Origin of the sequence: Clostridium sp. Marseille-Q5894, assembly GCF_946902305.1 — a bacterium.
Classification (GTDB): Bacteria; Bacillota_I; Bacilli_A; order Erysipelotrichales; family Coprobacillaceae; genus Thomasclavelia.
In genome coordinates this window covers 216,071-240,839 of record NZ_CAMPPT010000005.1, presented here as the reverse complement: position 1 = coordinate 240,839, position 24,769 = coordinate 216,071, and the positions used below count along the sequence as shown (strand labels likewise).

Here is a 24,769-nt window from a genome sequence, read left to right as displayed (position 1 = left end):
GAAATGTTTTATTTACATTTTCAATATCTTTTTTGTGAATATAATAATTTATCTATCTTAAAATCTTTACTTACTATTATAAGCATCATTTTTCCATATTCTTTTTCATAAATAAGTAATAAAAAGAGTTAAACATACAAAAAAAGAAAGGCTCACTGGCTTGACGGTTCTTACTCGCTTATGGGTAAATTGAACCTATATCCAAACATCTCCTTTAATTTTTAGCCTTTCTTATACAACTGTCTTAAGTTGCCGATATTGTGATAAAACCTTACTTTTTTAATAAATCTTCATAAATTGCTACAATTATTTTTTATTTAACGACAATATTAACGATTTTATTCTTAACAACAATTATTTTAACAATATTTTTACCATCAGTATGCGCTTTAACATTTTCCTGTTCAAAAGCTGTTTTCTTGACTGTTTCATCATCGGCATCTTTAGCGACTTGGATTTTTGCTCTAAGTTTACCATTTACCTGAACACCCATTTCAACAGTTTCACTGACTAACATACTTTCATCATATGTTGGCCAAACTTCGTATGCAAGCGTATTTTCATGTCCCAATAATTGCCACATTTCTTCACAGACATGAGGTGCAATACAAGAAAGCATCTTAATAAAATTAAATGCATATTCTTTATATACTGAAGGTGCTTTATAACATTCATTAATAAAGATCATCATCTGTGAAATCGCAGTATTGAATCCTAACGTTTCAAAATCATCAGTAACTTTCTTTACTGTTTGATGATATACTCGATCCAAACTATGATCATTTTCATCACTTAATTTATCTTGTTCAATAAATAAACGATAAACACGATCTAACCATTTACGAGCACCATCTAATCCATTGGTTGACCAAGGAAGAGCTGCTTCTAATGGTCCCATAAACATTTCATACAATCTTAATGCATCAGCACCATGACTAGCAACAATATCATCAGGATTAACAACATTACCACGTGATTTAGACATCTTTTCATTGTTATCACCTAAAATCATTCCTTGATGGAATAATCTTTGCCATGGTTCTTTACATTTTACAACCCCAGCATCATATAGTACTTTATGCCAGAAACGTGAGTATAACAAGTGTAATACCGCATGTTCGGCACCACCTACATATAAATCAACTGGTAACCATTTTTCTAATAATTTTGGATCACAAATAGCTTCACTATTATGAGGATCAATATAACGAATATAATACCAGCATGATCCTGCCCATTGTGGCATTGTATTTGTTTCACGACGTCCTTTTTGACCATCAATTTCAACTTCTAACCAGTCTTCACAATTTGCAAGTGGTGATTCACCACTGTCATGTGGTTGAAAGTTTTTAGTAGCTGGCAATTCTAATGGTAATTCTTCAACAGGAACAGTTTTCATTGTTCCATCTTCCATATGGATGATTGGAATAGGTTCTCCCCAATAACGTTGACGAGAAAATAGCCAGTCTCTTAATTTATAAGAAATTTTCTTTTCACCACATTGATGTTCTTCTAGCCAAGCAATCATTTTATCAATTGCTTCTTGTTTTCCTAAACCATCTAGCCACTGTGAATTAATATGTAAACCATCTTCAGTATACGCAGCTTCTTCAATATTTCCACCTTCTAATACGGGAATAATATCGATACCAAACTTTTTAGCAAATTCCCAGTCACGATCATCATGAGCAGGTACTGCCATGATTGCTCCTGTTCCATAACTTGCTAGAACGTAATCAGAGATCCAAATCGGAATTTTCTTTCCATTAACTGGATTAATTGCATAAGCACCCGTAAAAACTCCAGTTTTATCCTTATTTAATTCTGTTCTTTCTAAGTCTGATTTACTAATGCAGCTTTGTTTATAAGCTTCGATTGCTGCTTTTTGTTCAGGTGTTGTAATTTCATCAACATATGGATGCTCTGGTGCCATAACACAGTAAGTTGCTCCAAATAAAGTATCACAACGAGTTGTAAAAACTGTAAAAATCTTATCTGTCCCATCTATTCTAAAATCAACATTTGCACCAACTGATTTTCCAATCCAGTTACGCTGCATCTGTTTTGTAGCTTCCGGCCAGTCTAAATCGTCAAGATCCTCTAATAATCTTTCAGCATATTCTGTAATTTTTAAGACCCATTGACGCATTGGCTTACGAATTACAGGATACCCACCACGTTCACTTTTACCATCAATAACTTCTTCATTAGCAAGAACTGCTTTAAGTTCTGGACACCAGTTTACTGGAATTTCATCAACATAGGCAAGTCCAGCATCATATAACTTCGTAAAAATCCATTGTGTCCATTTATAGTATTCTGGATCACTAGTTGCAATTTCACGATCCCAATCATATGAAAATCCTAATGATTTAATTTGTCCTTTGAATACTTCAATATTCTTTTTAGTAAATTCAGCTGGATGATGCCCTGTCTGAATAGCAAATTGTTCAGCTGGCAAACCAAATGAATCAAATCCCATTGGATGTAATACATTGTATCCTTGCATTCTTTTCATTCTTGAAACAATATCTGTTGCTGTATATCCTTCAGGATGTCCTACATGAAGACCGTTTCCTGATGGATATGGAAACATATCAACACAATAATATTTTGGTTTACTGTCATCATAACAATCAGTTTTAAATGTCTTATGTTCATCCCAATATTTTTGCCATTTTGGCTCGATTTGTTTGTGATTAAACGGCATTTTATAATTCCTCCTTAAAATAAAAAAAGCCATCCCTCTAAGGACGACTCAAATATCGCGTTACCACCTTAGTTCAAAGTCACAAAGACTAAGCCCTCAAAACTTTAACGCAGTTAACGGCAACGACTACTCTATTCACCGCTGCATCTCCTAGGTGAGTTCATAATCCGTTCTATCAGTTTTCACCACCCACTGACTCTCTACAAAAAACGTCAATTATTACTAGTCCTATTCATTGATTTTTTTAGATACTCAAATATTATATCACAAAAAAGACCAGATGCAACAAAATTCCATCATTTAATATCTTTGATATTTCAATGATTTTACAGGATCTAAACGACTAGCAAATGAGGCTGGAAAGAAACTACTGGCAAGTCCAAAAAACACCGCTTCTAAATAAATAAAAACTAATAATGAATTATCTATTTGAATAAATGTCTCTGATAAATTTAATTGTAACATTACTTCAACAAACTGGTTAAATAAACCAACTAACTGATCAAAAAACAAATATGAAAATAAAAATGCAATATTGATCAAAGTAAAACTTTCAAATATCACTAATAAACTAATTTGTAATTTACTTGCTCCAAAACATTTAAATATTCCAATATCTTTAGTCTTTTCAACCGCTGATAGATATAAAACTTCACCAATCAAAAAACATGCTGCAACAATAGCTAAAGAAGAAAATAAAATTAAAATATGTTGAATCTGTGATAACAGATCATCAACTCTAGTATTAATATCTTCACCAGCTATTTTAAATTTAAAATGCGGATTTTCCTGCTTTAAAATTTTCAAATATTCATTAACACTAACTTTATTATCAATGTTGACCATCCCAAGCGAAAAAACAACTTGATCAACATCTACACCAAAGCACTCACTTACATGTTTAACATTAGCTAGCTCTTTAATATAAATTGTATCAAATAAAGAATTCTCATCACTAATTCCTACAACTTTTAACGTTATTTTCTTGATCATATCATCATGTAAATAATATCCATAAATTTGTTTATTTAAAAGATCTTTATAATTCTGCTTTAAATGTATGGCAGTAGTTTTTGATAAAACAATTTCATTATCACTTCTAATTTCTCGTCCTAATTCTAATTTATTATTTTTAAGCTCTTTAGTCATATCACTAATATATACTGTCTTATCAACTTGATAATCACCTTGCAGTGATACTCCCATAAATTCATAATCATTCATTTCCCCATATAAATATGTGATTTTTGAATTTTCCTTCAATTTAATTAGATCATTATAACTGATTACTTTTTTATTACTAGATTGTAATGATACGAGCTGATTAGGAAAAATTTTATTTAACTGCTGATGAATTTGATTTTGCAAAGAACCGCTAAATGTAAACGTAATCATAATACAAACTAGTGCAATCATCAAACCAGTAGTAATTTTTACATTTCTAGCAATGTTTGCACAATATTGTAATAAAGCTAATTTGTAAAGATTTAGAGGTCTTTTTTTCTCTTTTAAACGATAATAAAAATTATCTTTTTTAATATGGGTCTTTTTACCAGCCAACTTGCCATTTTGAAAATAAAATATCTGACTGGCATATTTAAAAGCTAACTCTTCATTATGAGTAATCACAATTACTAACCGTTCTTTAGCCTCCTGTTTCAATAAATCAAAAATTATTTTTGCATTATTATCATCTAATGAACCAGTTGGTTCATCACAAAGTAAAATATCAACATTTTTAATCATTGCCCTTAACATTGCAACACGCTGTTTTTGGCCTCCAGACAATATTCCTGGTTTTTTTCTTAATATATCAGTTAGCTCTAATTTACTTTCCCGATCTTCTCTTTCCCTTTTAAAAATTATTTTTGTGAAAAATTGCGATAATAAATAGTTTTGTTTTACATTTAACCAATTAATTAAATTAAAATTTTGAAAAATAAAACCAATATGTTTACGACAATAATTCTTTATCGTTCTAATATTTTGATGATCAAATAAAATTTCACCTTCATAATCCTGATCAATTCCACCTAGTATATTTAATAAAGTTGTCTTTCCACAACCTGATTCTCCGACAATTACAATCATTCCGGTATTAGGAAAAATAATTGATAAATCATTGATGATAAGTTCATCATAACGTTTAGATAGATTTTTTATCTCTAACATTTTAATCCTCCTTTAAAAGTACACTAATATCCATTTTCCTGATTTTTAAACTTGCCCCCATTGCTACCATAAAACATGCGCTCATATAAATTAATATCATGACTAAATATAGATCGAACTGTGATAAAAATAGTTTAGGCAAAATAAATAAATTAGAAATACCAAACAATTTATCACCAATATCAAAGAATCTTATTATTTGTAGGATCATCTCTGCCAAAATAGATCCCCATGCTCCTATCAAAGCTCCCATCAAACTTGTTTCCCAGCCAAATAATTTTCTTGCTTTGTTTATTGTTAAACCATTTGATAACATTAAACAAATATCTCTTTTTCGCTCAATCAGGATCATTTTTAAAACAATCGAAATTAAAATTAATGAAATTATAAAGCTAATAACTAAAAAAACAGTAACTACTATTACTGCCATTTTAAAAAGAATATGATAACTATCGATATAATCCTGATGTAAATTGGTCACAAAATACTGGTGATCATATTGTTTTAAAAGCTGATCAAAACGATTACTTTTTATAACTAAACATCTTCGATCGATTATTTCATTCTTTAGATTTGAATCTAAATATTTTTCATCATAATAAATATTTGCTCCCGTATTTATATGATCATTGATAATTGCTTTGATCGTAAATACATACTTTTTTTCATCAATCACAAAATCAAGTTTATCAGATATCTTTAAATTATATACTTTAGCCGCTTCTTGATTGATCATGATTTGATTTTCTTGATTAAAATAATCACCTTTTTGATAATCGATATTATCATCTTGATATATCTGATAACTATTTAACTGTAGTTCCTGATCATTTTTTATAATTCCTAAATTAAAATCCAGCTTATAACTAAGCTGGCTAACTAACTTATTATTTTTTAAATTACTGATCTGTTCATCAGTAAAATTTAGTTCCTGATAATCTTTTTTACTAATTTCAATGATTTCTTTAAGCGGATCACTGTTAAAACAATTTTGTAAATATAACCAGCCCCCATTAATACCACTTAAAAGCAGCACAAAAGCACAAATTGTAAATATTTGAGAAAAAAACATCATTAAAATTTTTTTCTTTTGATAAATAAGCTGTCTTTTTACATAAAATTTTATTCTAATCATATTATCGTTCATACTTTTAAAAAAATATTTATGATAATTATTTTGATGACCAAAATCATAATTATTCTGATTACTTTCAAGATTGATAATCTTATTAGTATACTTATTAATCAAATTATAATTATGAGAAATAATGATGACTAAATGTTTTCTAGAATACCATTTTAAAAGCTCCATTACTTCTTTAGCCATTTGACTATTTAGCGCTCCTGTAGGCTCGTCGGCAAGTAATATCGGGGTATCACAAAGAAAAGCTCTGATCAAACTGACTCTTTGCTTTTGTCCGCCTGAAAGCTCTTTAGGAAAATATTCTAACAAAGGGGTTATAGCTAATTTATCAGTTAAAAAATGTAATTTAGACATCGATATCTTTTTACCCTTTATTTTTGCCAATAAAATTAAATTTTCATATACCGTTAAAGCATCAACTAAATTATAAAACTGATAAACATAACTAATATATTTACTTTGATATTTGTCTATCTGACGATAGTCTAACTCATGACCATCAATCATTACTTTACCATTATCAGCTTTTTCAATTCCCGCAATCAAATTCAATAAAGTCGATTTACCACAACCGCTTTTACCTACGATTGCAACCATTCCTACACGCGGAAAATTAATTGAAAGATCTTCAATTACTAATTGTTTATTTTTACCAAATTTATAAAATTTTGTAACATTTTTAAGTTGTAATACCATATTTTTCTCCTTATGTTATAATATCTTAGGTGATAAAAATGAATCTATTTAGATACAGTAATGATAATAAACGTTATCATACTTTTAATTATTATTTAAAAAACAAATACCATCATAAAGTTGCCAAGGTCAGTCTTAATGCCGGCTTTACTTGTCCTAATCGTGATGGTACTAAAGGAAATGGAGGTTGTATTTTTTGTAGTAACAGCGGTTCTGGTGATTATGCTGGTAACGTTAAAGATTCACTCGAACAGCAGTTTAATGATGTTAGCGCTATTCTTCAAAAAAAATGGCCAAATTGCAAATATATTGCATATTTTCAGGCTAATACTAATACGTATGGTCCAATTGAAAAAATTCAAAACTGCGTTGATCCTTTTTTAAATAAAAAAGACGTTGTAGCAATTAGTATTGCCACCCGTCCTGATTGTTTAGAAAATGATGTTTTAGAATATCTCGCCAAAATTAATACCCAGTGTGATTTATGGGTAGAATTAGGATTGCAGACTATTCATGATAAAACAGGTCAATTAATTAATCGCGGGCACACTTATCAAGAATTTTTAGATGGTTTAAATAAATTGCGCCAGCATAAAATCAATGTTTGTGTCCACATAATCAATGGTTTACCCTTTGAAACAAAAGAAATGATGTTACAAACAGCTAGAGAGTTGGGTAAACTAGATATCCAGGCGATTAAAATTCATATGCTTTATGTCATTAAAAATACCAAATTACATCAACTCTACTTAGATGATAAATTTAAAATGCTTTCTCGCGAAGAATATATTGATTTAGTTACTGAACAATTAAGTTATCTGCCTGATAATATTATTATTGAACGTCTTACCGGTGATGGAAACATTGAAGATTTGATTGCACCGCTTTGGTCAATTAAAAAAGTTACTATTTTAAATGATATTGATAAATTGATGGTAAGTAAAAATTATTATCAGGGATGTAATATCCACTTAAAATAAAAAGCCCTTTGGGCTTTTTATTATTATTCATCTGTTTCAATTAAACCATAATCTCCATCGTTACGACGGTAAACAATACTAATAGAATCACTTTCAGCATCACGATATACGAAGAATGAATGTCCGATCAATTCCATCTGCATAATCGCTTCTTCCATATCCATTGGTTTAGGAGTAATTGATTTTACCTTTACCAATACATCGTCTTCAGATTCAACATCTTCAATTGAAGATAGATTGAATGCAAGTTTATTATCTTTTGATTTACGACTTAATCTAGTTTTGTACTTTCTAATTTGTCCTTCTAATTTATCTACAACTAAATCCATTGCAGTATATAGATCATCATCAACTACTTCTGCTCTTAAAAGTACATATTCAGTAGGAATCGTAACTTCAAGTTTTTGACCATAAGGATAAACCCGACATAAAACTTTTGCTTCTACATTGTCACTTACAATAAAGTACTTATCTAATTTAGATAATTTTTCTGATATTTTTGTTTCTATAGCTTCTGTGATTTCAATGTTTTTTCCTCTAACTGAGATTTTCATAAGAATTCCTCCTTTGTGTATATAAATATTATACAATATAAATTCATAAAATAACACTTAAATTATAGATAAAATTTTCCTTAATTTAACATAATCAAAAAAACACTCGATTCATCGAGTATTTTTATCTATAAATATTTTTTTAAAATTTCTACTTTATCTAACTTTTCCCAAGGTAAATTAATATCGCCACGACCAAAATGACCATACACAGCTGTTTTTAAATATAAAGGCTGCCGTAATTGTAATGATTTGATAATTCCTCCTGGTGTTAAATCAAAATTTTCTTTGATAGCTCTTAAAATAATGTCATGATCAACCCGCTCAGTTCCATAAGTTTCCACAAAAATAGAAGTTGGTTCTTTTACCCCGATTGCATATGAAACCTGAATTTCAATCTTATCACAAAGATTAGCCGCAACAATATTTTTAGCAATATATCTTAGCATATATGCAGCTGAACGATCCACTTTTGAAGGATCTTTACCACTAAACGCTCCACCACCATGGCGCGCTGCTCCACCATATGTATCAACAATGATCTTACGACCTGTTAATCCCGTATCGCCATGCGGTCCTCCAATTACAAAACGTCCCGTAGGATTAATTAAAACGCGATAATCTGTATTTAAATTATATTTCTTTACAACGACATCCATGATTTCTTCTTTTACGTAACGTTTAAATTCTGCTTCATCAAAATCAGGATCATGCTGTATCGACATTAAAATTGTATCAATCGTTGGTTGTTCTTCAGTATAATCAATCGTTACTTGGGCTTTCATATCAGGACGAGCATGTTTAAACTCGCCACTATTTTTCTTTTCTGTAGCATAACGTACTAAGTGATGAGCAATAGAAATTGGTAATGGCATATAACCTTTAGTTTCTTTACAAGCAAAACCAAACATGATTCCTTGATCACCTGCCCCACCAACTGCATCATTAGTTCCTAAAGCAATGTCTGGTGATTGACAATCTATTTCCAATTGTACTTTACAAGTACGATAATCGATCCCTTTTTCGCTATCATCATAGCCTATTTCTTTTAAAACATCACGAGCTACTTGTTCATAATCAACTTTAGCAGTCGTTGTAATTTCACCACCAATAACTACTAGATCCGTAGTTGCAAAGACTTCACAAGCAACTCTTGAATTAGGATCTTCACTTAAACAGGCATCAAGAATCGCATCACTGATTTGATCACAAACTTTATCAGGATGACCCATTGATACTGATTCTGAAGTAAATAATACTTTTTCTTTCATTTTCTTTCTCCTTCTTGTAAATAAAAAAGCTTCCTAAAGAGAAAGCATACATAGTTAGGAAGCCTTCTCTCATTGTTCAAGTAAAACTTGCTCAGTCAGGCACCTTCTATTTCAAATATAGGGTTGCCACTACATCATCGATCTTCATCTAGTAGTTCTTAATAAGAGTCTTTTTTATTTATTTCTTGTATTTCTTCTTTTGTCAGCGACGTCATAATTTCAATTAATTCGTCATCTAAACCAATATCTAATAAGATACTAGCTATCATTTTCTGTTGTCTAACATTTTCCTGCATATTATCACCTAAACATAGTTTGCATTGTTTAAACAATAATATTCTAAAAAAGCAACAAATACATCATAATATATCTAATAGAATATTGCAAGTAATTTATCAGATATTAGCATTTTAACATGAATTATAGCGAATTTCATCTCAAAATTATATCAGATTTGTCTCAAATTAAAATGTCATACCTTCTAAAACATTTTGAACACCTAAAACACCTGGAACTTCTTCCATTAAAATTTGTTCAACACCATCTTTCAATGTTTCATCAAGCATTGTACATCCTGCACAAGCACCAAGCATTTTTACATAAACGATCCCATCTTTAAAATCCAACAACTCAATATCGCCACCATCGCGATTTAAATATGGTCTTAATTTATTAATTACTTTTTCTACTTCTTCTATTGTACTTGTATTTTCCATCTTTAACATCTCCTTATCTGATACTTTATTCTACCACAAAATTTTTATTTTTAAATAAAAATACACGATAAACTTATTACATAAATATTTTTATTTTAAAATTCATCAATAAAAATTACTAAAATGAAATATTTTTAATCATTTTATGATATAATAACTTGTGCAAGGAGTGATTATTAATGAGCCAAAAAATTAAACGCGGTGATATCATTGATGTAAAAATTACTGGTATTCAACCGTATGGAGCTTTTGCAAGCTTACCTGATAATTCAACCGGTTTAATTCATATTTCAGAAATATCAGATAAATTCGTTAAAAGCATTGATAGTTTTGTAAAAGTTGGTGAGTTTATTAAAGTCAAAGTGATTGATTTTGATGAAGAAACTAACCATGCAAGATTGAGTTTAAAAGCCATTGATAGTCGTTATCGTAGGCGTAATAAACGAGTTTATTATAAAAACCCTAGACGATTGATCGTTGAAACGCCTAATGGATTTGCACCATTAGCATTAGCCATGGAAGACTGGCTTAAACAAGGAATCACGGAGGAAAGTTAAAATGATTACATTAGATTTATCTAAAGCCAAATTAAATGAAGATATCGAATCATATAAAGATACGGTAAAAGATATCCATGATATGATTCATAACAAAACTGGAGCTGGTAATGATTTTCTTGGTTGGGTTGAATTACCAGAAAATTATGATAAAGCTGAAGTTGAGCTGATTAAAGAAACTGCTGCTAAATTAAGAGAAAAAACAGATGTTTTGTTAGTATGTGGAATTGGAGGATCTTATTTAGGGGCACGTGCTGCAATTGAAGCAATTAATGGTTTATATCCAACAAATGATGTAGAAATAATTTATGTGGGTAACACTTTTTCATCAAATTACATCAAACAAGTAGCAGACTATCTTGAGGGAAAAGAATTTGCTATCAATGTAATTTCTAAATCAGGAACTACTACAGAAACATCAATTGCATTTAGAATTTTTAAAGAAATGTGTGAAGCTAGATATGGTAAAGAAGGAGCTAAAGAAAGAATCGTTGCTACTACTGATAAAGCTCGTGGGGCATTAAAAACTTTAGCAACTGAAGAGGGATATACTACTTTTGTAATTCCTGATGATGTTGGCGGACGTTATTCTGTTTTAACACCAGTAGGGTTATTCCCTATCGCTATGGCTGGTATTGATATTGATGCTATGTTAAATGGGGCTAAAGATGCCATGGTTAAGTATAATAATGCTGATTTAGACCAAAATGATGCTTATAAATATGGTGTTGCTCGTCAAATTTTACACAAAGCTGGATATCCTGCAGAAATGTTCGTAACTTATGAGTTACAATTGGCAATGGTTGCTGAATGGTGGAAACAATTATATGGTGAATCAGAAGGAAAAGAAGGAAAAGGTATTTTACCTACTAGTGCTACTTTCTCTACTGATTTGCATTCATTAGGACAATTTATTCAAGAAGGTTCAAAAGTATTATATGAAACAATCATGCAAGTTAAAGAACCTGCTGGTGATATGACAATTCCTAGTGATAAAGATGATTTAGATGGTTTAAATTATTTAGCTGGTAAATCAGTTGATTATGTAAATAAAAAAGCTTGTGAAGGAACTATCGATGCTCATGTTAATACTGGTAATGTTCCTAATATCTTAATTACTTTAGATAAAATGGATGCTTATGGATTTGGTTACATGGTTTATTTCTTTGAAAAATCATGTGCAATGTCTGTATATTTATTAGATGTTAATCCATTTAACCAGCCAGGTGTTGAAGTATATAAGAAAAATATGTTTAAATTACTTGGTAAACCTGGATATTAATAGAAAAGACGATTCTCAAATCGTCTTTTTTAATTTTATGTAAATTTCTTATTGACTAATTTAAAAGTAAGTGATAATATAGTAAAGCACTAAGCGACGGAGGTTTAGCTCAGTTGGGAGAGCATCTGCCTTACAAGCAGAGGGTCAGCGGTTCGAGCCCGTTAACCTCCACCATAAAAATAAATAAGCCGGCTTAGCTCAACTGGTAGAGCAACTGACTTGTAATCAGTAGGTTGAGGGTTCAAGTCCTTTAGCCGGCACCATGATGGAGGAGTAGCGAAGTGGCTAAACGCGGCTGACTGTAACTCAGTTCCTTTGGTTCGGTGGTTCGAATCCGCCCTCCTCCACCATCTAATTGGGGTATAGCCAAGCGGTAAGGCAACAGACTTTGACTCTGTCATCTCCCTGGTTCGAATCCAGGTACCCCAGCCAAGATGACCCGCTAGCTCAGCCGGTAGAGCATCTGACTTTTAATCAGAGGGTCAGGCGTTCGAATCGCCTGCGGGTCACCATTTTTAAAAAAAGTTATTGCAAATATCTTAAACATATGATATTATATTAATGCGTTGAAATTGCGGGTGTAGTTCAATGGTAGAACTTCAGCCTTCCAAGCTGACTACGTGGGTTCGATTCCCATCACCCGCTCCATAATGTATTTAGTCGAACTTTTGATTAATTACATAAAAATTAAAGAATACGTGTAACGGGAGTTTCTCTATAGAAACTCTCGTTTTTTCGTTTTTATAATATATAGTTCCTCAAAATATGCCAAATCATAGGTTTGGTCGAAAATGGAGGAAATAAAATGAATCAAACAAAGAAAGCTAAAGTATTAGCAATCACAAATCAAAAAGGCGGTGTAGGTAAATCTACTACTGCCGAGACACTAGGTATTATCGCATCACAAGATTTTGGATTAAAAACACTTCTGGTTGATCTTGATCAACAGGGAAATACATCAAAAATGTTTATTAATCAAAATAACGTTTACGATGGTAAAGGACTAGTTGATTATATGATCAATTATGATCCAAATGAAATTGATAATCAAACTATTAATATTTCTCACATTCTAATGAGAAAGGCTAAGGTTGAAGATGCTGTACAAAAAACTGATTATGAAAATCTTGATATTATTACCGCTGACGTTCAGTTAAATACAGCGAAAAGATTTATTTCTTCATCAGCCAATTATTTATTAAAGCTTGTAGTTGAACCGATGAGAGATAAGTATGACTTAATTATATTTGACTGCGCCCCTGCTACGGATAATATCCTTAGCAACGTATTAAATGCTTCTGACGAATGCATAATTCCCCTACAGCCGGAATTTCAAAGTGTATCAGGAACTATGCAAACGATAGATTTTATTAATCAGGCATCTATGATGGATAATCCTAAAATAAATTTTAGAATTCTTATTACTATGGCTAATCGAAATATTAAACTACATAAAGAATTTATAAATGAATTAAACAGATTAGATGGGAATAAATTAGCCAAAGTGTTTAATAATCTGTCTGGAAATCATAGATTTTCTGTTGTGCTAAGAAATCAAACTGCTGTAGTAGACAATTCTAACTCAAATGTACATGATAAGCATTTTTCCATGTTTAAAGGGAGCAGAAGATCTAAATTAGCTGATGAATATTTATCACTTGCTAAAGAACTGTTTGGAGGTGATGAATAATGGCATTTGACATAATGAACAGTATTGATCCAAGAGAAGTTATTAAACTTCCTTTGGATCTGATTAAACCCAACAAAAATAATCCTTACATTAAAGATGAACATTTAGAAAAAATAATTGCAATCAAAGCCAGTATTTTAGACGAGGGATTAAATAACCCTATTGTAGTTGAGGATACTGAAGATGGATATGTAATTAATAAAGGGCATAGCCGATATTATGCTTATCAGTTAATTAATCAGGAAAAAATAGCAGGATATGAGGAAATAGAATGTTATATAGTTCATTTTGATGATGAAGCCAGCTCATTACGTTCTCTAATGCGTGATAATGCAACACAAAAAGAACGTACTGTTCAAGATAAATGTCGTGAAGTAAAACTTTATCTTGAAAAGGTAATTCCTGTAATAAGAGATCTTCCTGAAAATAAAGGAATTTCTACGAAACAGTTAATAGCGAATGATTTAGGCATGTCCGCAACAGCTGTACAGCAGTTAATGTCGATTATCAAAAATGATAATCGTGTCACAGAAATGTTTCTTAATAAAAAAATAAATCTTCAGGGAGCTTATATGATAGCTACCAGTGATTTTAAAGACGAAGTAATAGAAACTGTGGAAAAGAAAGCTACCTTAACTGAGGAAATACCCTCTAATTTTATAAAGAAAACAATTAATGAGCTAAAAAAAAATGATAAGACAAATAAAAAAACTGAAATTAAAGAGATTAATGATAATCATATCATTTTATTGAAGGACAATCTTTTAGCTATTACTCACTGTAAAGGAAATGACCCATTGAAAACAGAATTCAATATGTACAGTGGATCTAAACTGATAATTGAATGCTTTTATAAATTAGGACGAATTAAAATTTCGTGGCAGTCAAACAATGAAAGTTATTATAAAACAGTTAATATTGCATCATATATAGATATTGAAACAGCAGTAGTTGTGCTGATGAAGATAAGCTGTGCTACTTATACATACATAATAAATGAGATAATAACAGACTGTTATTTAAGAAACGAAAGCAAGTACAAAGATATAGACAATATGGCAGATAAATGCATAGAGATTGTTAAATTATTACAAAAGAAAGGAATCAGGAGTGATTTATAATCGCTCCTTTGGATAGATAGATTATGTTTAATACAAATCAACTGTGTGGCATTATTTTTGATATGAAATATGGAATAAAAGAAAAATCTAATACACCATTTTTAGATTTTATTTTAAAAATAAAACGGGATGAAAATGATATATATGATCTTTTAGACTGTTCCCTTTACGGAAAAAAAGCTGAACGATTTTATAAAGAAGCAAAAGATGGTGATCTTGTTATTGTTACTGGTGAGTATCGTTCCAGCAGAATAATTGTAGACGGTACTCTTCAGGAAAGATATAGTCATTTTTTGATAAATAAATACAAAATTTTAAAGGCTTAAAAAATAGCTTAAAATCATATTTTTTAGATTTTTTATTTGAGAAATCTAAAAAAACATCTAAGCGAAGCTTAGATGTCAATTTAATAGATGTAAAGGAAAGTAACAATGATTAATTATAACGATTTTACAGAATATAAAACATTAAACAGTAAAACGGAAGTATGGGAATGGCTCAGAAATAGCGGGATTCAAGAAATATATTCTAATAAGATTAATTATCAAAAACATATTGTACGATTAGTTGAATACAAAGAAAGTCATTTGTATAAGTATAAAAATACTGAAAACAAACGTACTTATAAAAATATATTTGCTCATGTTATAAACATTATGATACCCAAAAAATTAACTTTAAATGAAAAACATGAATTTGCAAAAAAGTTTGCAGTCAACTTTGATCCAAGATATAAAATCATCCCCTACTGTTATAAATTTTTAAAAAAAGGAAATGGAGAATATATAGAATTTTTGATGTTTACACGTGTAACTTTTTGTAAAGGCGATAAGAAGCTGATTAAATATAACGATACATATTATCAGGATTTTAACAGCAAAAAACGCTGTACTGAAGATCACCCTAATGCAGTTTTAAAACATAAAAAAGGTGAAGCAAAATTAGATAGAAATGGAAATAAGCAGTATGAGAAGATCTATGTTCAAAAAAAGGAAGCAAAGATATTTAAATACAGATCTTTTGCAAAATTTATTGCTGGTATAAAAAAAGAAGTTCGTTATGTTGCAATGCTGTTTACAAGAAATTATAGATTATACAGAAAATTTTCGTTGGTTAAAATAGAATCAACTGACAATATTTTGATGATTCAAAAGAAACTTATAAAAAATAAAATGCTGATACGAATAAACAATGAACTGAATTTTATACAAAATGCAATCTATGACGGTGGATTTGAAGATTATAAAAATTGGGGTGATGGTATCACTGTAAAGATATTTAATAACTTGTTGTTTAAATTAAATAAAATAATATATGCATCAACTTTAAAAAAAGACAATCGCAGTCCAGAAATATATCTAGGATATAAGCAGTCATTTGTCAATTTTAGAGAATCGCATGATCAGCTTGAAGATCTTATTATTAGAACTTATATTGAAGAGTTTAAACAAAAATATATCTATGATTACACACTGCTTTATTAAAATCCAGCAAGAACGAGGTGAAACTATGGATCTGTCACAAAAAATTAATGAATATGTTGATCAAATGGATGGGCTTTATAAAACAAAAAAAACATATAAAGATGATATTGCAGAATTTATAATGTTTCTTTGTGAACATAATAAGACAATCGAAACACAAAATGTATTCAAGGATTATGAAACATACTTAAAAGATATAAAAAATCGAACAGAAAACACAATCAGAAGAAAAAAAACCGTTATAAGCAGATTTTATCTGTTTTGTTATCCAAAAGATGACTTTGATCATTTTCGTGACTGTATCATTTATTATGATCGAAAGAACAATTTAATAATCAAAGATTATTCGCAATTAAAAATAGTCATAAATAAAACTGTTTCAAAATAAAAAGATTAAAAATTACGATGGCATTTATATAAAAAGAGAAAAATATAATTTCGGTTGCCATAAATTATTTTACTTAAAAAGGAGCTGATTCAAATGTTTAACATATTTAGAAAAAAAGATAAAATAATCAATTTAATTCAAAAAGATAATTTTATTTTAATGCAAGATAAAAAAGTAGCAAAAATTGTTGATGAAAAAATTATTTTTATAAAGGATTTGCCAGAAGGAAAATACAATTTAGATTCAAAAAAAACATACAAATTAAAAAATAAAAAGAAGGTATAAAAATGGCAAATTTTGATTGTAAAACAGTAAACTAAATTAAAAGAAAAGAGGTAAAAGAAAAATGACAATGCAAATAGATTTTACAGCTAATGTTCAAATTTATTTTGAACACAGTGTAAAGATAAATGATAACAGCTATTTAATAATTTTCGGTCATCATATAAATGGTGGGTTTATAGCAATACCAAATTGGAATATTTGCTGTGAAGCTTCTGATCATTATGATAGCAGTTATTATAATCAAACAAAATTAATGAATGCCGGAATGGATGAAATTATCGCAAAATCTATAGCATTACACATCAATTCTTGGATAGATAATTTTAAAAATAGGTGATTAGAATGGAAAAGATAATTAACAAAATTAAAAAGCTGATGGCGATTGCTGATGATCCAGGTACAAGCGATCAGGAAATTCAACTTGCTACATATAGAGCAAACAAGCTTATGATAAAGCATAAAATTACAGAACTTGAATTAAATTTATATGTAACAGGTTTAACTGTTGCACTTGTTGAAGTTATTAATTTTTGCAGCTTGTATGGGATAAAATTAATATTACATCATTATTGTAAGGAAAAAGATGATTATTATAAACAAGATGTTTATTTGAAACATTAAAGAAAGATTATTTTAGAAAGGAGAAACATATGTTAGGCATTAATTACAATAGGAAAGAAGACTTAATAAAAGATATTAATAGTGGTCGAATTCAGACAGAAATTTATAATTATTTTGCTGAGTTGCAAGAAGTTAACGGAGATATTAATGAAAATGAAATATATGAATATTTTGAAGCTGAATTTAATGATATGGGTTTCATTGACTGGAAAATGATAAGCAATCCACAAAGTGAACTTGAATTAATATTACATAATTTGATTACCAATGTTTATACAAGATTTAATGAAGATAAAGTTTGTAAATTAGTGATCAAGTAGGAGGAATTAGGATGAGTTTATTTAAAAAAGGTAAAAATATTATTCTAGAAAAAAAGGATAATTATCTGATAAATACTGTAACAAATGAGAAGGTTGGAAATGTAGATTTTAGAGTGTACAAGCGAGATTACTGCCGTGGGTTTGCAAAAGGAATAGAACAGCAGTTAAAAAACTCTTTTATTGATATGAATATTGATAAAAAATATGAACTGATTTTAACAGACCTGCATCCAGCGGTGGTAGATTATGTTAAAACACAAATGAAAATTAGAACAGCCAAAACAAATTATACAGACGAAAGTGAAGACGCTTATGAATTGGGACTAAAAGAAGGAAGTAAATATAACTTGAATAATAGTAATGAATCAATATCACAAATTGGATAAATATAAATGATAAAATTATTGAAAAAATTAATATTAAGAAGAAAGTGTAATGTATGTGGACATGTTTCAAGTAATAGATTAAATGTGTGTCCTAATTGTAGTAGCCGACTACATAATGAATATAAGAGTTCTAAAATTCATTTAAATGAAAATGCTGAGGTAACAATTATTATTGTATTAACGATTGTAGCGTTAGCTGTATCTATTGTATTTATTATTTATTACTTTAAGTTATTAATATACTTATTAAATCTGTTATTCAATACCCAATTTGTACAAATAGACCCTACATTTGACACTGTATTTTATTTGCTTATGGAATTTTTATTAAAATTAGAAATCAGTATTTGTATTGTTTGTTTTAGCATAGTTATAATTCCGTTAATTTTTGTAACAATACTTTATTTGCTATTTAAACTGGCAAATTTAAAAATAAATTTCAAATTAATAGAACTACCAGATAATAGTGAGTACATATAACGATAGTAAATGTTTGAAAAAATAAAACTAACAGGATAAACAAATCTACTGGTCAGATATGACCAGTAGATCACGGACAGACTAAAGTAAAAAAAGAAAGGATAATAATGTTTTATTAAAAGGAGAAATAAAATGAATTATGAAATTATAATTGAAAGATTAACTACAGATAAGATTGATTCATATTTTGAAGATGGAAGAATAATTAAAGATAGAGAAACAGCTAATAAAACAAAATATAATTATGTATATATATTTAACAATATTGAATTAACATCCATTTATATGATAATCGGTAAATTAGATATTAATAATTATATATTGATAAAACACATAAAAAAATACAATTCGTATATCTTGTTAACTTATGAAAAATGCTCTAGATATTATATAACTGAATCATTAAAAAAACTTAATGATATTATTCATCAAGTTTAATTTTAATATTGTTTGTTAAATAATTACGACATTCCTTAATGGATTTAAATTCACCAAGATAGATATTATGACTTTGGTTTGAGAGTAGCTCATTTTCCCAATGAGAAATATTAGAGACAGTACCACCGCCTAATCGATCACCAACTGAAATCCAATCAGATATTTGTTTTTGTTTTTTTTGTGATAAAGACGAATCTATTTCCAATAATGAACAATTGTCGCAATTATTGCATCTGTCAATATCTTCTTGAGAAAGGTCATCTAAACAGTTATCAATAATATTTTCTATTGCATAATTGTAATTGCAGTATGGGAAACAAACTTCATCAATAAAATCGAATATTATTATATTGGCTGGCCATATCTCATACCAATTAGAATCTGGATTATATTCATATATAATGTGATCACTATCTTTTTGTGAAAGAATAAACTTATTCATTTTTTCACCTCCTCTATAAATTATTATAACATAGCTGAAGATAATAAAAAAGAAACAGTAGGTATGGTAAAAATTGTCAAAATAGCAAAAGCGCTTGATTCTGATGATTATTAATTTGCGGAATTGTATGGGTATAAAAATGATAAATAGACATGGAACAAGTTCCCTATATAGATTGGAGAAAACGATGAAAAGAATTACAAAGGAAAATATTATTATTGTAATTACTATAATAATTGAAATCATATCTGTTGTGTTTTTCTTAAGTATCATTGAACAAAAAACAAATCAAAAAAGGCATGATAAATTTAAATATGAACCCGCTACATTGTTTAATGCTGAATTAAGTGAGCTTAAAAAAACAGGTGAAGAACAGCGGTATAATATTTTAATTGGTAAAACACACTATGGAAAACCGAGAAAACTAGAAACAAAAAGGAAGTGATAGTTGATGTATAAGTATTGTGAAAGATTAAGATTTCCTCATTTGAATATTTTTATGAAAATAATCAAAATTTTGTCAATATCAATATTGTTCAGTATTTTTCTTACAGCTTGTGGAAGTGGTAATAGCAAGGTAAAGATAGTAAAAACAGCCCCTGCAATTAAAATTTCAACTAGCTTAGAAGTAAAAACCGGATATTGTGCAAATGATCAAAATAATACAGTTATGTCTGACAGCAAACAAACTAGTCAACAAAAAACTCCGAATGATTCTAAAAAAGATGATAGAGAGCAGTTGCTAAATAATAGTATAACTATTCCTGATGTATGTACTAATGCTTGCCTAAGCATTGGTTCTACGCAGGAAGCAGTAAATCAGTATGATATCTGTATTATGACTGAAGCAAATAATAGTAATTTTGGAGATGATAAACTTAGACCTGTTTTGCTTGGTGGACATAACACAAAATCACTAAAATATTTATATAGTGCACATCTAAACGATGTTATTACTGTTTATTATAACTATAATCAATATGAATATAAAATTATATACAGTAATGAATGTATCAATGACGGATATAAATTATATGATATTGATACAGGTATAAATATGCTTGATTATTATGTGAATCAGGAGATTTTATATATATATACATGTTATGGAAAAAATAACTGGTTAGTAAAAGCTGTCAGAATTTAATTAAAGGAGTAAAAATAATGATAATAAATTTAATACTGTTGGTTGTAGCGGATTTATTTTTAGTCGCAGGTTATTATCTTCTTGGATTATTTGAACAGAAAATACGCTGATAAAGGGGTGATGATTATGGTAAAAAGAGATCTTTTATTATCAGCACTTATAATGCTGCTTAGTTCCTTGCATATTGTATTTGCGTTAATAAATATTGATAAAAAATTTATAATTTTGATAAACACTATAATATTACTGGTGTTTAGTGTTTTAAATTTAATTAGCGGATGTGACTGATATCAACGTGATGTGAGCGTTGAGTGTTTTGAGTACCTGTTCTGATAAAGAACTGGTCATATCTGACCAGTACTGATTGGATGAAAAACAAATAAAAATATACAGGACAAAGAACGAGGTGAATAAACATGATACCAGATGATGGAAACACAAATATAATAGTAGGTGAACGGAATGAAGAGTGAGCTTGATATAGAAATAGATCTACTGGTGAAAAATATTAAAAAAATGGAAAATATTGAATTATATGATCTTATTAATCTAATAAAATCATATAATTATCAATTACTATCGCTGCAATATTTTTATGAAAATATAAATAATAAAAATATTCTTTCAAAACAGCAAAAAATCAAAAAGCATACATTAATGTATGTGAATCTGGGAAGAGGTTTTCCAAAAGAATTTATGGATGGACACTGGTGCTACATTGTTAAAATTATGGGAAGTTCAAAAGCACTTATAATACCTGCTTCAAGTATAAAAGAAAATGATAAGTTAGGTTTTTTTCAAACAATAATAAAATCTTATAACCCTAAAACTCATAAGATGATTTTTTCTAAATTGAAATTTAGTGATATAAGAACAATTGATATTCACAGAATATACTATTCAAAGGGAATGTATTATGTACAAACTCCTAGAAAAAATATTTTAGACCATTTATATCAAATTATTAGGTGATCGGATGGAGGATGAAAATGAATATAAATAGGAAACCCAAAGTTATAGATGTTAAAGCAATGACAAAAATTGGACAACTGATTTGCGAAGATTATAGACCAATTTTAGAATTATCAAGAGCCAATATACTAAACGACGACTATTTCAAAACATCAAGTATTATTAGAGTATCTACTAATTCACCCTTAAATTCTACTGAAGAATTGTTTTTAGCCTATATAAATTATAATCCAGAAGAACCGGCATCCGAGTTTTTACGAATTTGTAAAGAGATAAGGAAAGTTGATATTGAATGTGAATATTATTTAATCTTTCACTACTTTTACGGTAAAACTAATGAAGAAATAATATATTCAGATGAATTTTGTGGAGCACGCAGAAGATTTTATAATGTTAGAAATAAAGCGCATTTACAAGTTGCTTATCTGACTGGGAATATCGTCTATAAAAGTACTAGTGAGATAAAAGTGAAATAAAAGTGAAATAAAAACGAAATAAAAGTGAAATAAAAGTGAAATAAAAGTGAAATAAAAACGTGATTGAAATGTGCAACGAAATGTGAAATAATGCTATTAGGTCAAAGTGGCTAAAGAAGCAGAAATCAATTTACTAAAAAGCGTTATTTCACAGTAACGCTTTTTTGGTTTTAAATACTTCCGCCTGCTTTAAATAAACAGTAGAGAGTTTTAATAATTTTCTCTCGGCGGATTTATAATAATAAAGGGTGACCCCCTCTCCCGTCACCCTTTCTATTATATTTTTGTAAATGAAATCATATGTTTATTGATGAAAAATAAACAAAATAATTATATAATTATTTTAGATGCTAAATAAATCATTAAAAAATTTTGTAAAATTTACAGATTACTTAATTTTCAAATTCAGGGAGGGAAAGATACATATGATAGACTATATTATTGATTTTATTCATTACATAAAATACAGCAAAAGCGGTTTTTTTAAAAAGATTTTGATTACACTGTTGTTTATAGCAGTTATTCTTATTTCTTTATGCAGGATTATACTTACAGTCCTATTATGGATTGTATTATTCATGTTACGTTATCTTTTGATATTTGTTGAATTATGTGGTGGATGTATTGCTGTAATTGGATTTTTACTTTTTGCTTTATGTATAATTCTCATTATTTCATCAGGAGACAGCTTTCTAGATCATTTAGATGCTTTAGGATCGCTACTGCTTGTTGTGTTTATACCGCTGTACATTGCAGTAATAGAAGAGCTTATAGATTATATGATGGACAAAATAACGAATATAAAAAATAGAAGATATGAGTTATTAGATAAAATTTTAAAAATGTAAATAAAATAGTTCGGGAGGAATAGATATGAAATTAAATAATTTACTTGATACAAAAAAGAAAAAGATTATCGCAGGAGCGTGTGCCGGTATACTGATTCTTGGCGGTATAGGTATTTATGCCTTATCAGGAAACAATGGTGATTTGATTTTAACAAAAAATAAAATTACTGCTGAATTAGGACAGACTGTATCTACTGATGTGGCTGACTACTTGAATTACAATAAAGTTGATTCAAAAAAAGCAGAAAAAATCATTAGAGACACTAAGTCAAAAGACAACTTCAAATATGCTACTGTTGAAAACAAAGATGAAAATGGTAATGTAGTTTCTAAGGAAGAAAAAGACTTCCCTGAAGTCGGTAAGTATAAAATTGATTTTACTTACAATGACGAAAAAGAAACAGTTCAAGTAACGGTCGAAGATACTACTAAACCTGAAATCATCGCTCCTGATACAATTGATGTGATTCAGTATACTGATCTGTCTACATTTAATTTTTCGGAATTGTTACAAGTCTCTGATTACAGTGATGTAAAAGAATGGAAGATTGATACTTCAAAAGTTGATGTCAACACATTGGGAACGTATGATTTAAAAATTTCTATCAGTGATGTTGAAAAAAACAAAGCTGAAAAAGAAATGAAAATCAATGTTGTTGAAGCACCAATTGTAGCTGAAGGTGAAGTAGCAGTAACTGAAATCGTAACTGATGAAAATGGAAACAGGAAAACTGTTGTAACTAAGAAATCAAGCAGTGAAGTAAGTTCCAAAGATAACGTTACAACTGGAAAACCAGTTGAAAACACAGATAAAGTACAAAGCGGTTCAGGGAGCAGTGCAACTAAACCGTCTACACCTAGCGGATCAACTGGTGGAAATACAGGAAATAACGGCGAAAACAGCAACAGCGGAAACACAGGTGATAACAAACCTGCTCATTCACACAGCTGGGAAGCGGTGACGAAAACAGTACACCACGAAGCAGAAACAAAAACGGTTCATCATGATGCAGTAACTAAGACAGAAACAGTAACAGTTGTCGATAAGGAAGCATGGGATGAGCCGGTTTATGAAAGCAGATATATCTGTAATAGGTGCGGTTTTTCTACAAAAGATGGTGACGAAATTTCTGGTCATCTTATCAGCGTATGTGGTGGTGGATGCCACGTAGGTAAGGTGCAAATTGATACAATTCATCATGATGCTGTTACTCATCAAGAGGAAAGAACAGTTATAATCAAAGAAGCATATGACGAAACGGTAATCATAAAGCCTGCATATGATGAAACAGTAACTACCGGTTATAAATGCAGCTGCGGTGCTACTAAGAACAAGTAATTAAAATAAAATAACAAGGCAATCGAAAGATTGTCTTTTTTTATTGGAGGAAATGAGAAATGAAAAAAGTATATATATGGGTATTTGATACGTGAGCAGTCTTGTGACTGCTCATTATTATTTGCTGGTGGATCATTTGCTTGATCATAATACCGATTTTAAAGAAGTACAGTGATGTTTGCTTATTAAATTAAATATAGTATAGAAATAATCTTTAAGCTGTAACTTGCATCACAGAAAATATTTTTAA

General features: G+C 29.4%; 27 protein-coding genes, 6 tRNA genes, 1 pseudogene, 1 riboswitch and 1 other annotated feature. Of the genes and pseudogenes, 26 read left to right on the top strand and 8 right to left on the bottom strand.

Features of this window, described 5'->3' with window-relative positions:
* Window positions 1–313: 313 nt before the first annotated feature.
* The 3 genes from leuS to OC535_RS09685 form a co-directional block, all read right to left on the bottom strand.
* The gene (leuS, locus tag OC535_RS09695; protein ID WP_498823695.1) at window positions 314–2,710 is read right to left on the bottom strand and encodes a leucine--tRNA ligase; all 2,397 of its coding nucleotides are present in this window, start codon (window positions 2,708–2,710) and stop codon (window positions 314–316) included.
* 36 nt (window positions 2,711–2,746) lie between these two features.
* Window positions 2,747–2,955: a binding site (T-box leader), on the bottom strand.
* A 55-nt stretch (window positions 2,956–3,010) separates the two neighbouring features.
* Window positions 3,011–4,882: an ABC transporter ATP-binding protein/permease gene (locus OC535_RS09690; protein WP_227052547.1), complete on the bottom strand. Its 1,872-nt coding sequence runs from the start codon at window positions 4,880–4,882 to the stop codon at window positions 3,011–3,013.
* Between the two features lies 1 nt (window position 4,883).
* Complete coding sequence (locus OC535_RS09685; RefSeq protein WP_498823694.1) at window positions 4,884–6,722, bottom strand: ABC transporter ATP-binding protein/permease; 1,839 nt, start codon at window positions 6,720–6,722, stop codon at window positions 4,884–4,886.
* Window positions 6,723–6,760: 38 nt separating this feature from the next.
* On the opposite strand from OC535_RS09685, the gene mnmL reads away from it, so the two are divergent.
* The gene (mnmL, locus tag OC535_RS09680; RefSeq protein WP_498823693.1) at window positions 6,761–7,702 is read left to right on the top strand and encodes a tRNA modification radical SAM protein MnmL/YtqA; all 942 of its coding nucleotides are present in this window, start codon (window positions 6,761–6,763) and stop codon (window positions 7,700–7,702) included.
* 23 nt (window positions 7,703–7,725) lie between these two features.
* Here mnmL and hpf read toward each other — a convergent pair whose 3' ends face one another.
* From hpf to OC535_RS09660, 4 genes are all read right to left on the bottom strand, one after another.
* The gene (gene hpf, locus OC535_RS09675) at window positions 7,726–8,256 is read right to left on the bottom strand and encodes a ribosome hibernation-promoting factor, HPF/YfiA family (RefSeq protein WP_024722243.1); all 531 of its coding nucleotides are present in this window, start codon (window positions 8,254–8,256) and stop codon (window positions 7,726–7,728) included.
* Between the two features lie 128 nt (window positions 8,257–8,384).
* Entirely contained in the window at window positions 8,385–9,527 is a 1,143-nt protein-coding gene (gene metK / locus OC535_RS09670; protein ID WP_024722244.1) for a methionine adenosyltransferase, read from the bottom strand.
* Between the two features lie 66 nt (window positions 9,528–9,593).
* A riboswitch (SAM riboswitch) is annotated at window positions 9,594–9,695 on the bottom strand.
* Complete coding sequence (locus OC535_RS09665) at window positions 9,686–9,823, bottom strand: hypothetical protein (protein ID WP_162832137.1); 138 nt, start codon at window positions 9,821–9,823, stop codon at window positions 9,686–9,688. Its footprint overlaps the riboswitch before it by 10 nt.
* A gap of 168 nt (window positions 9,824–9,991) precedes the next feature.
* Window positions 9,992–10,243: a NifU family protein gene (locus OC535_RS09660; protein ID WP_227052550.1), complete on the bottom strand. Its 252-nt coding sequence runs from the start codon at window positions 10,241–10,243 to the stop codon at window positions 9,992–9,994.
* 179 nt (window positions 10,244–10,422) lie between these two features.
* Here OC535_RS09660 and OC535_RS09655 point away from each other — a divergent pair, with 179 nt between their 5' ends.
* From OC535_RS09655 to OC535_RS09565, 19 genes and pseudogenes are all read left to right on the top strand, one after another.
* A complete protein-coding gene (locus tag OC535_RS09655; RefSeq protein WP_024722246.1) occupies window positions 10,423–10,800 on the top strand; it encodes a S1 RNA-binding domain-containing protein in 378 nt (125 codons plus the stop codon).
* Between the two features lies 1 nt (window position 10,801).
* The gene (locus tag OC535_RS09650) at window positions 10,802–12,082 is read left to right on the top strand and encodes a glucose-6-phosphate isomerase (protein ID WP_024722247.1); all 1,281 of its coding nucleotides are present in this window, start codon (window positions 10,802–10,804) and stop codon (window positions 12,080–12,082) included.
* A 98-nt stretch (window positions 12,083–12,180) separates the two neighbouring features.
* A tRNA-Val gene (locus OC535_RS09645) sits at window positions 12,181–12,256 on the top strand.
* Window positions 12,257–12,269: 13 nt separating this feature from the next.
* A tRNA-Thr gene (locus tag OC535_RS09640) sits at window positions 12,270–12,345 on the top strand.
* 4 nt (window positions 12,346–12,349) lie between these two features.
* A tRNA-Tyr gene (locus OC535_RS09635) sits at window positions 12,350–12,432 on the top strand.
* A gap of 6 nt (window positions 12,433–12,438) precedes the next feature.
* Window positions 12,439–12,514: transfer RNA gene (locus OC535_RS09630), tRNA-Gln, on the top strand.
* 4 nt (window positions 12,515–12,518) lie between these two features.
* Window positions 12,519–12,594, top strand: a tRNA-Lys gene (locus tag OC535_RS09625).
* 62 nt (window positions 12,595–12,656) lie between these two features.
* A tRNA-Gly gene (locus OC535_RS09620) sits at window positions 12,657–12,730 on the top strand.
* Window positions 12,731–12,887: 157 nt separating this feature from the next.
* The gene (locus OC535_RS09615; RefSeq protein ID WP_498823692.1) at window positions 12,888–13,772 is read left to right on the top strand and encodes a ParA family protein; all 885 of its coding nucleotides are present in this window, start codon (window positions 12,888–12,890) and stop codon (window positions 13,770–13,772) included.
* A complete protein-coding gene (locus OC535_RS09610) occupies window positions 13,772–14,893 on the top strand; it encodes a ParB/RepB/Spo0J family partition protein (RefSeq protein ID WP_498823691.1) in 1,122 nt (373 codons plus the stop codon). Before OC535_RS09615 ends, OC535_RS09610 begins: the two co-directional genes overlap by 1 nt.
* Before the next feature lie 23 nt (window positions 14,894–14,916).
* The gene (locus tag OC535_RS09605) at window positions 14,917–15,219 is read left to right on the top strand and encodes a single-stranded DNA-binding protein (protein ID WP_498823690.1); all 303 of its coding nucleotides are present in this window, start codon (window positions 14,917–14,919) and stop codon (window positions 15,217–15,219) included.
* Window positions 15,220–15,324: 105 nt separating this feature from the next.
* Window positions 15,325–16,377: a hypothetical protein gene (locus tag OC535_RS09600; protein WP_498823689.1), complete on the top strand. Its 1,053-nt coding sequence runs from the start codon at window positions 15,325–15,327 to the stop codon at window positions 16,375–16,377.
* A gap of 25 nt (window positions 16,378–16,402) precedes the next feature.
* The gene (locus OC535_RS09595) at window positions 16,403–16,765 is read left to right on the top strand and encodes a hypothetical protein (protein WP_498823688.1); all 363 of its coding nucleotides are present in this window, start codon (window positions 16,403–16,405) and stop codon (window positions 16,763–16,765) included.
* Window positions 16,766–16,858: 93 nt separating this feature from the next.
* A complete protein-coding gene (locus tag OC535_RS09590; protein WP_498823687.1) occupies window positions 16,859–17,050 on the top strand; it encodes a hypothetical protein in 192 nt (63 codons plus the stop codon).
* A gap of 58 nt (window positions 17,051–17,108) precedes the next feature.
* Window positions 17,109–17,387: pseudogene (locus tag OC535_RS09585) on the top strand (DUF6618 family protein); the annotation flags it as partial.
* Between the two features lie 5 nt (window positions 17,388–17,392).
* Window positions 17,393–17,671, top strand: a complete 279-nt coding sequence (locus tag OC535_RS09580; RefSeq protein WP_498823686.1) for a DUF2786 domain-containing protein — start codon at window positions 17,393–17,395, stop codon at window positions 17,669–17,671.
* A 29-nt stretch (window positions 17,672–17,700) separates the two neighbouring features.
* Window positions 17,701–17,991 (top strand): hypothetical protein, encoded by a 291-nt coding sequence (locus tag OC535_RS09575; protein WP_498823685.1) that lies wholly within the window; start codon window positions 17,701–17,703, stop codon window positions 17,989–17,991.
* Window positions 17,992–18,002: 11 nt separating this feature from the next.
* On the top strand, window positions 18,003–18,377 hold the full coding sequence (locus OC535_RS09570; RefSeq protein WP_498823684.1) for a hypothetical protein: 375 nt from the start codon (window positions 18,003–18,005) through the stop codon (window positions 18,375–18,377).
* Between the two features lie 612 nt (window positions 18,378–18,989).
* Complete coding sequence (locus tag OC535_RS09565) at window positions 18,990–19,295, top strand: hypothetical protein (protein WP_498823683.1); 306 nt, start codon at window positions 18,990–18,992, stop codon at window positions 19,293–19,295.
* On the opposite strand, the gene OC535_RS09560 is transcribed toward OC535_RS09565, so the two are convergent.
* A complete protein-coding gene (locus OC535_RS09560) occupies window positions 19,279–19,737 on the bottom strand; it encodes a hypothetical protein (RefSeq protein ID WP_498823682.1) in 459 nt (152 codons plus the stop codon). The two genes, OC535_RS09565 and OC535_RS09560, sit on opposite strands and share 17 nt — an antisense overlap.
* A 187-nt stretch (window positions 19,738–19,924) precedes the next feature.
* Here OC535_RS09560 and OC535_RS09555 point away from each other — a divergent pair, with 187 nt between their 5' ends.
* From OC535_RS09555 to OC535_RS09530, 6 genes are all read left to right on the top strand, one after another.
* A complete protein-coding gene (locus tag OC535_RS09555; RefSeq protein WP_498823681.1) occupies window positions 19,925–20,182 on the top strand; it encodes a hypothetical protein in 258 nt (85 codons plus the stop codon).
* A 6-nt stretch (window positions 20,183–20,188) separates the two neighbouring features.
* Complete coding sequence (locus OC535_RS09550; RefSeq protein WP_498823680.1) at window positions 20,189–20,884, top strand: sortase family protein; 696 nt, start codon at window positions 20,189–20,191, stop codon at window positions 20,882–20,884.
* Window positions 20,885–21,400: 516 nt separating this feature from the next.
* On the top strand, window positions 21,401–21,856 hold the full coding sequence (locus OC535_RS09545; RefSeq protein WP_498823679.1) for a hypothetical protein: 456 nt from the start codon (window positions 21,401–21,403) through the stop codon (window positions 21,854–21,856).
* A gap of 17 nt (window positions 21,857–21,873) precedes the next feature.
* Window positions 21,874–22,332, top strand: a complete 459-nt coding sequence (locus OC535_RS09540) for a hypothetical protein (RefSeq protein ID WP_498823678.1) — start codon at window positions 21,874–21,876, stop codon at window positions 22,330–22,332.
* A 578-nt stretch (window positions 22,333–22,910) separates the two neighbouring features.
* A complete protein-coding gene (locus OC535_RS09535) occupies window positions 22,911–23,180 on the top strand; it encodes a hypothetical protein (protein ID WP_498823677.1) in 270 nt (89 codons plus the stop codon).
* Between the two features lie 25 nt (window positions 23,181–23,205).
* The gene (locus OC535_RS09530; protein WP_498823676.1) at window positions 23,206–24,519 is read left to right on the top strand and encodes a hypothetical protein; all 1,314 of its coding nucleotides are present in this window, start codon (window positions 23,206–23,208) and stop codon (window positions 24,517–24,519) included.
* Window positions 24,520–24,769: the final 250 nt, after the last annotated feature.

Bases quoted from the DNA above. Each gene is read 5' to 3' on its own strand.
- leuS (WP_498823695.1), bottom strand. From the start codon at position 2,710: ATGCCGTTTAATCACAAACAAATCGAGCCAAAATGGCAAAAATATTGG.
- OC535_RS09690 (WP_227052547.1), bottom strand. From the start codon at position 4,882: ATGTTAGAGATAAAAAATCTATCTAAACGTTATGATGAACTTATCATC.
- OC535_RS09685 (WP_498823694.1), bottom strand. From the start codon at position 6,722: ATGGTATTACAACTTAAAAATGTTACAAAATTTTATAAATTTGGTAAA.
- mnmL (WP_498823693.1), top strand. From the start codon at position 6,761: ATGAATCTATTTAGATACAGTAATGATAATAAACGTTATCATACTTTT.
- hpf (WP_024722243.1), bottom strand. From the start codon at position 8,256: ATGAAAATCTCAGTTAGAGGAAAAAACATTGAAATCACAGAAGCTATA.
- metK (WP_024722244.1), bottom strand. From the start codon at position 9,527: ATGAAAGAAAAAGTATTATTTACTTCAGAATCAGTATCAATGGGTCAT.
- OC535_RS09665 (WP_162832137.1), bottom strand. From the start codon at position 9,823: ATGCAGGAAAATGTTAGACAACAGAAAATGATAGCTAGTATCTTATTA.
- OC535_RS09660 (WP_227052550.1), bottom strand. From the start codon at position 10,243: ATGGAAAATACAAGTACAATAGAAGAAGTAGAAAAAGTAATTAATAAA.
- OC535_RS09655 (WP_024722246.1), top strand. From the start codon at position 10,423: ATGAGCCAAAAAATTAAACGCGGTGATATCATTGATGTAAAAATTACT.
- OC535_RS09650 (WP_024722247.1), top strand. From the start codon at position 10,802: ATGATTACATTAGATTTATCTAAAGCCAAATTAAATGAAGATATCGAA.
- OC535_RS09615 (WP_498823692.1), top strand. From the start codon at position 12,888: ATGAATCAAACAAAGAAAGCTAAAGTATTAGCAATCACAAATCAAAAA.
- OC535_RS09610 (WP_498823691.1), top strand. From the start codon at position 13,772: ATGGCATTTGACATAATGAACAGTATTGATCCAAGAGAAGTTATTAAA.
- OC535_RS09605 (WP_498823690.1), top strand. From the start codon at position 14,917: ATGTTTAATACAAATCAACTGTGTGGCATTATTTTTGATATGAAATAT.
- OC535_RS09600 (WP_498823689.1), top strand. From the start codon at position 15,325: ATGATTAATTATAACGATTTTACAGAATATAAAACATTAAACAGTAAA.
- OC535_RS09595 (WP_498823688.1), top strand. From the start codon at position 16,403: ATGGATCTGTCACAAAAAATTAATGAATATGTTGATCAAATGGATGGG.
- OC535_RS09590 (WP_498823687.1), top strand. From the start codon at position 16,859: ATGTTTAACATATTTAGAAAAAAAGATAAAATAATCAATTTAATTCAA.
- OC535_RS09580 (WP_498823686.1), top strand. From the start codon at position 17,393: ATGGAAAAGATAATTAACAAAATTAAAAAGCTGATGGCGATTGCTGAT.
- OC535_RS09575 (WP_498823685.1), top strand. From the start codon at position 17,701: ATGTTAGGCATTAATTACAATAGGAAAGAAGACTTAATAAAAGATATT.
- OC535_RS09570 (WP_498823684.1), top strand. From the start codon at position 18,003: ATGAGTTTATTTAAAAAAGGTAAAAATATTATTCTAGAAAAAAAGGAT.
- OC535_RS09565 (WP_498823683.1), top strand. From the start codon at position 18,990: ATGAATTATGAAATTATAATTGAAAGATTAACTACAGATAAGATTGAT.
- OC535_RS09560 (WP_498823682.1), bottom strand. From the start codon at position 19,737: ATGAATAAGTTTATTCTTTCACAAAAAGATAGTGATCACATTATATAT.
- OC535_RS09555 (WP_498823681.1), top strand. From the start codon at position 19,925: ATGAAAAGAATTACAAAGGAAAATATTATTATTGTAATTACTATAATA.
- OC535_RS09550 (WP_498823680.1), top strand. From the start codon at position 20,189: ATGTATAAGTATTGTGAAAGATTAAGATTTCCTCATTTGAATATTTTT.
- OC535_RS09545 (WP_498823679.1), top strand. From the start codon at position 21,401: ATGGAAAATATTGAATTATATGATCTTATTAATCTAATAAAATCATAT.
- OC535_RS09540 (WP_498823678.1), top strand. From the start codon at position 21,874: ATGAATATAAATAGGAAACCCAAAGTTATAGATGTTAAAGCAATGACA.
- OC535_RS09535 (WP_498823677.1), top strand. From the start codon at position 22,911: ATGTTACGTTATCTTTTGATATTTGTTGAATTATGTGGTGGATGTATT.
- OC535_RS09530 (WP_498823676.1), top strand. From the start codon at position 23,206: ATGAAATTAAATAATTTACTTGATACAAAAAAGAAAAAGATTATCGCA.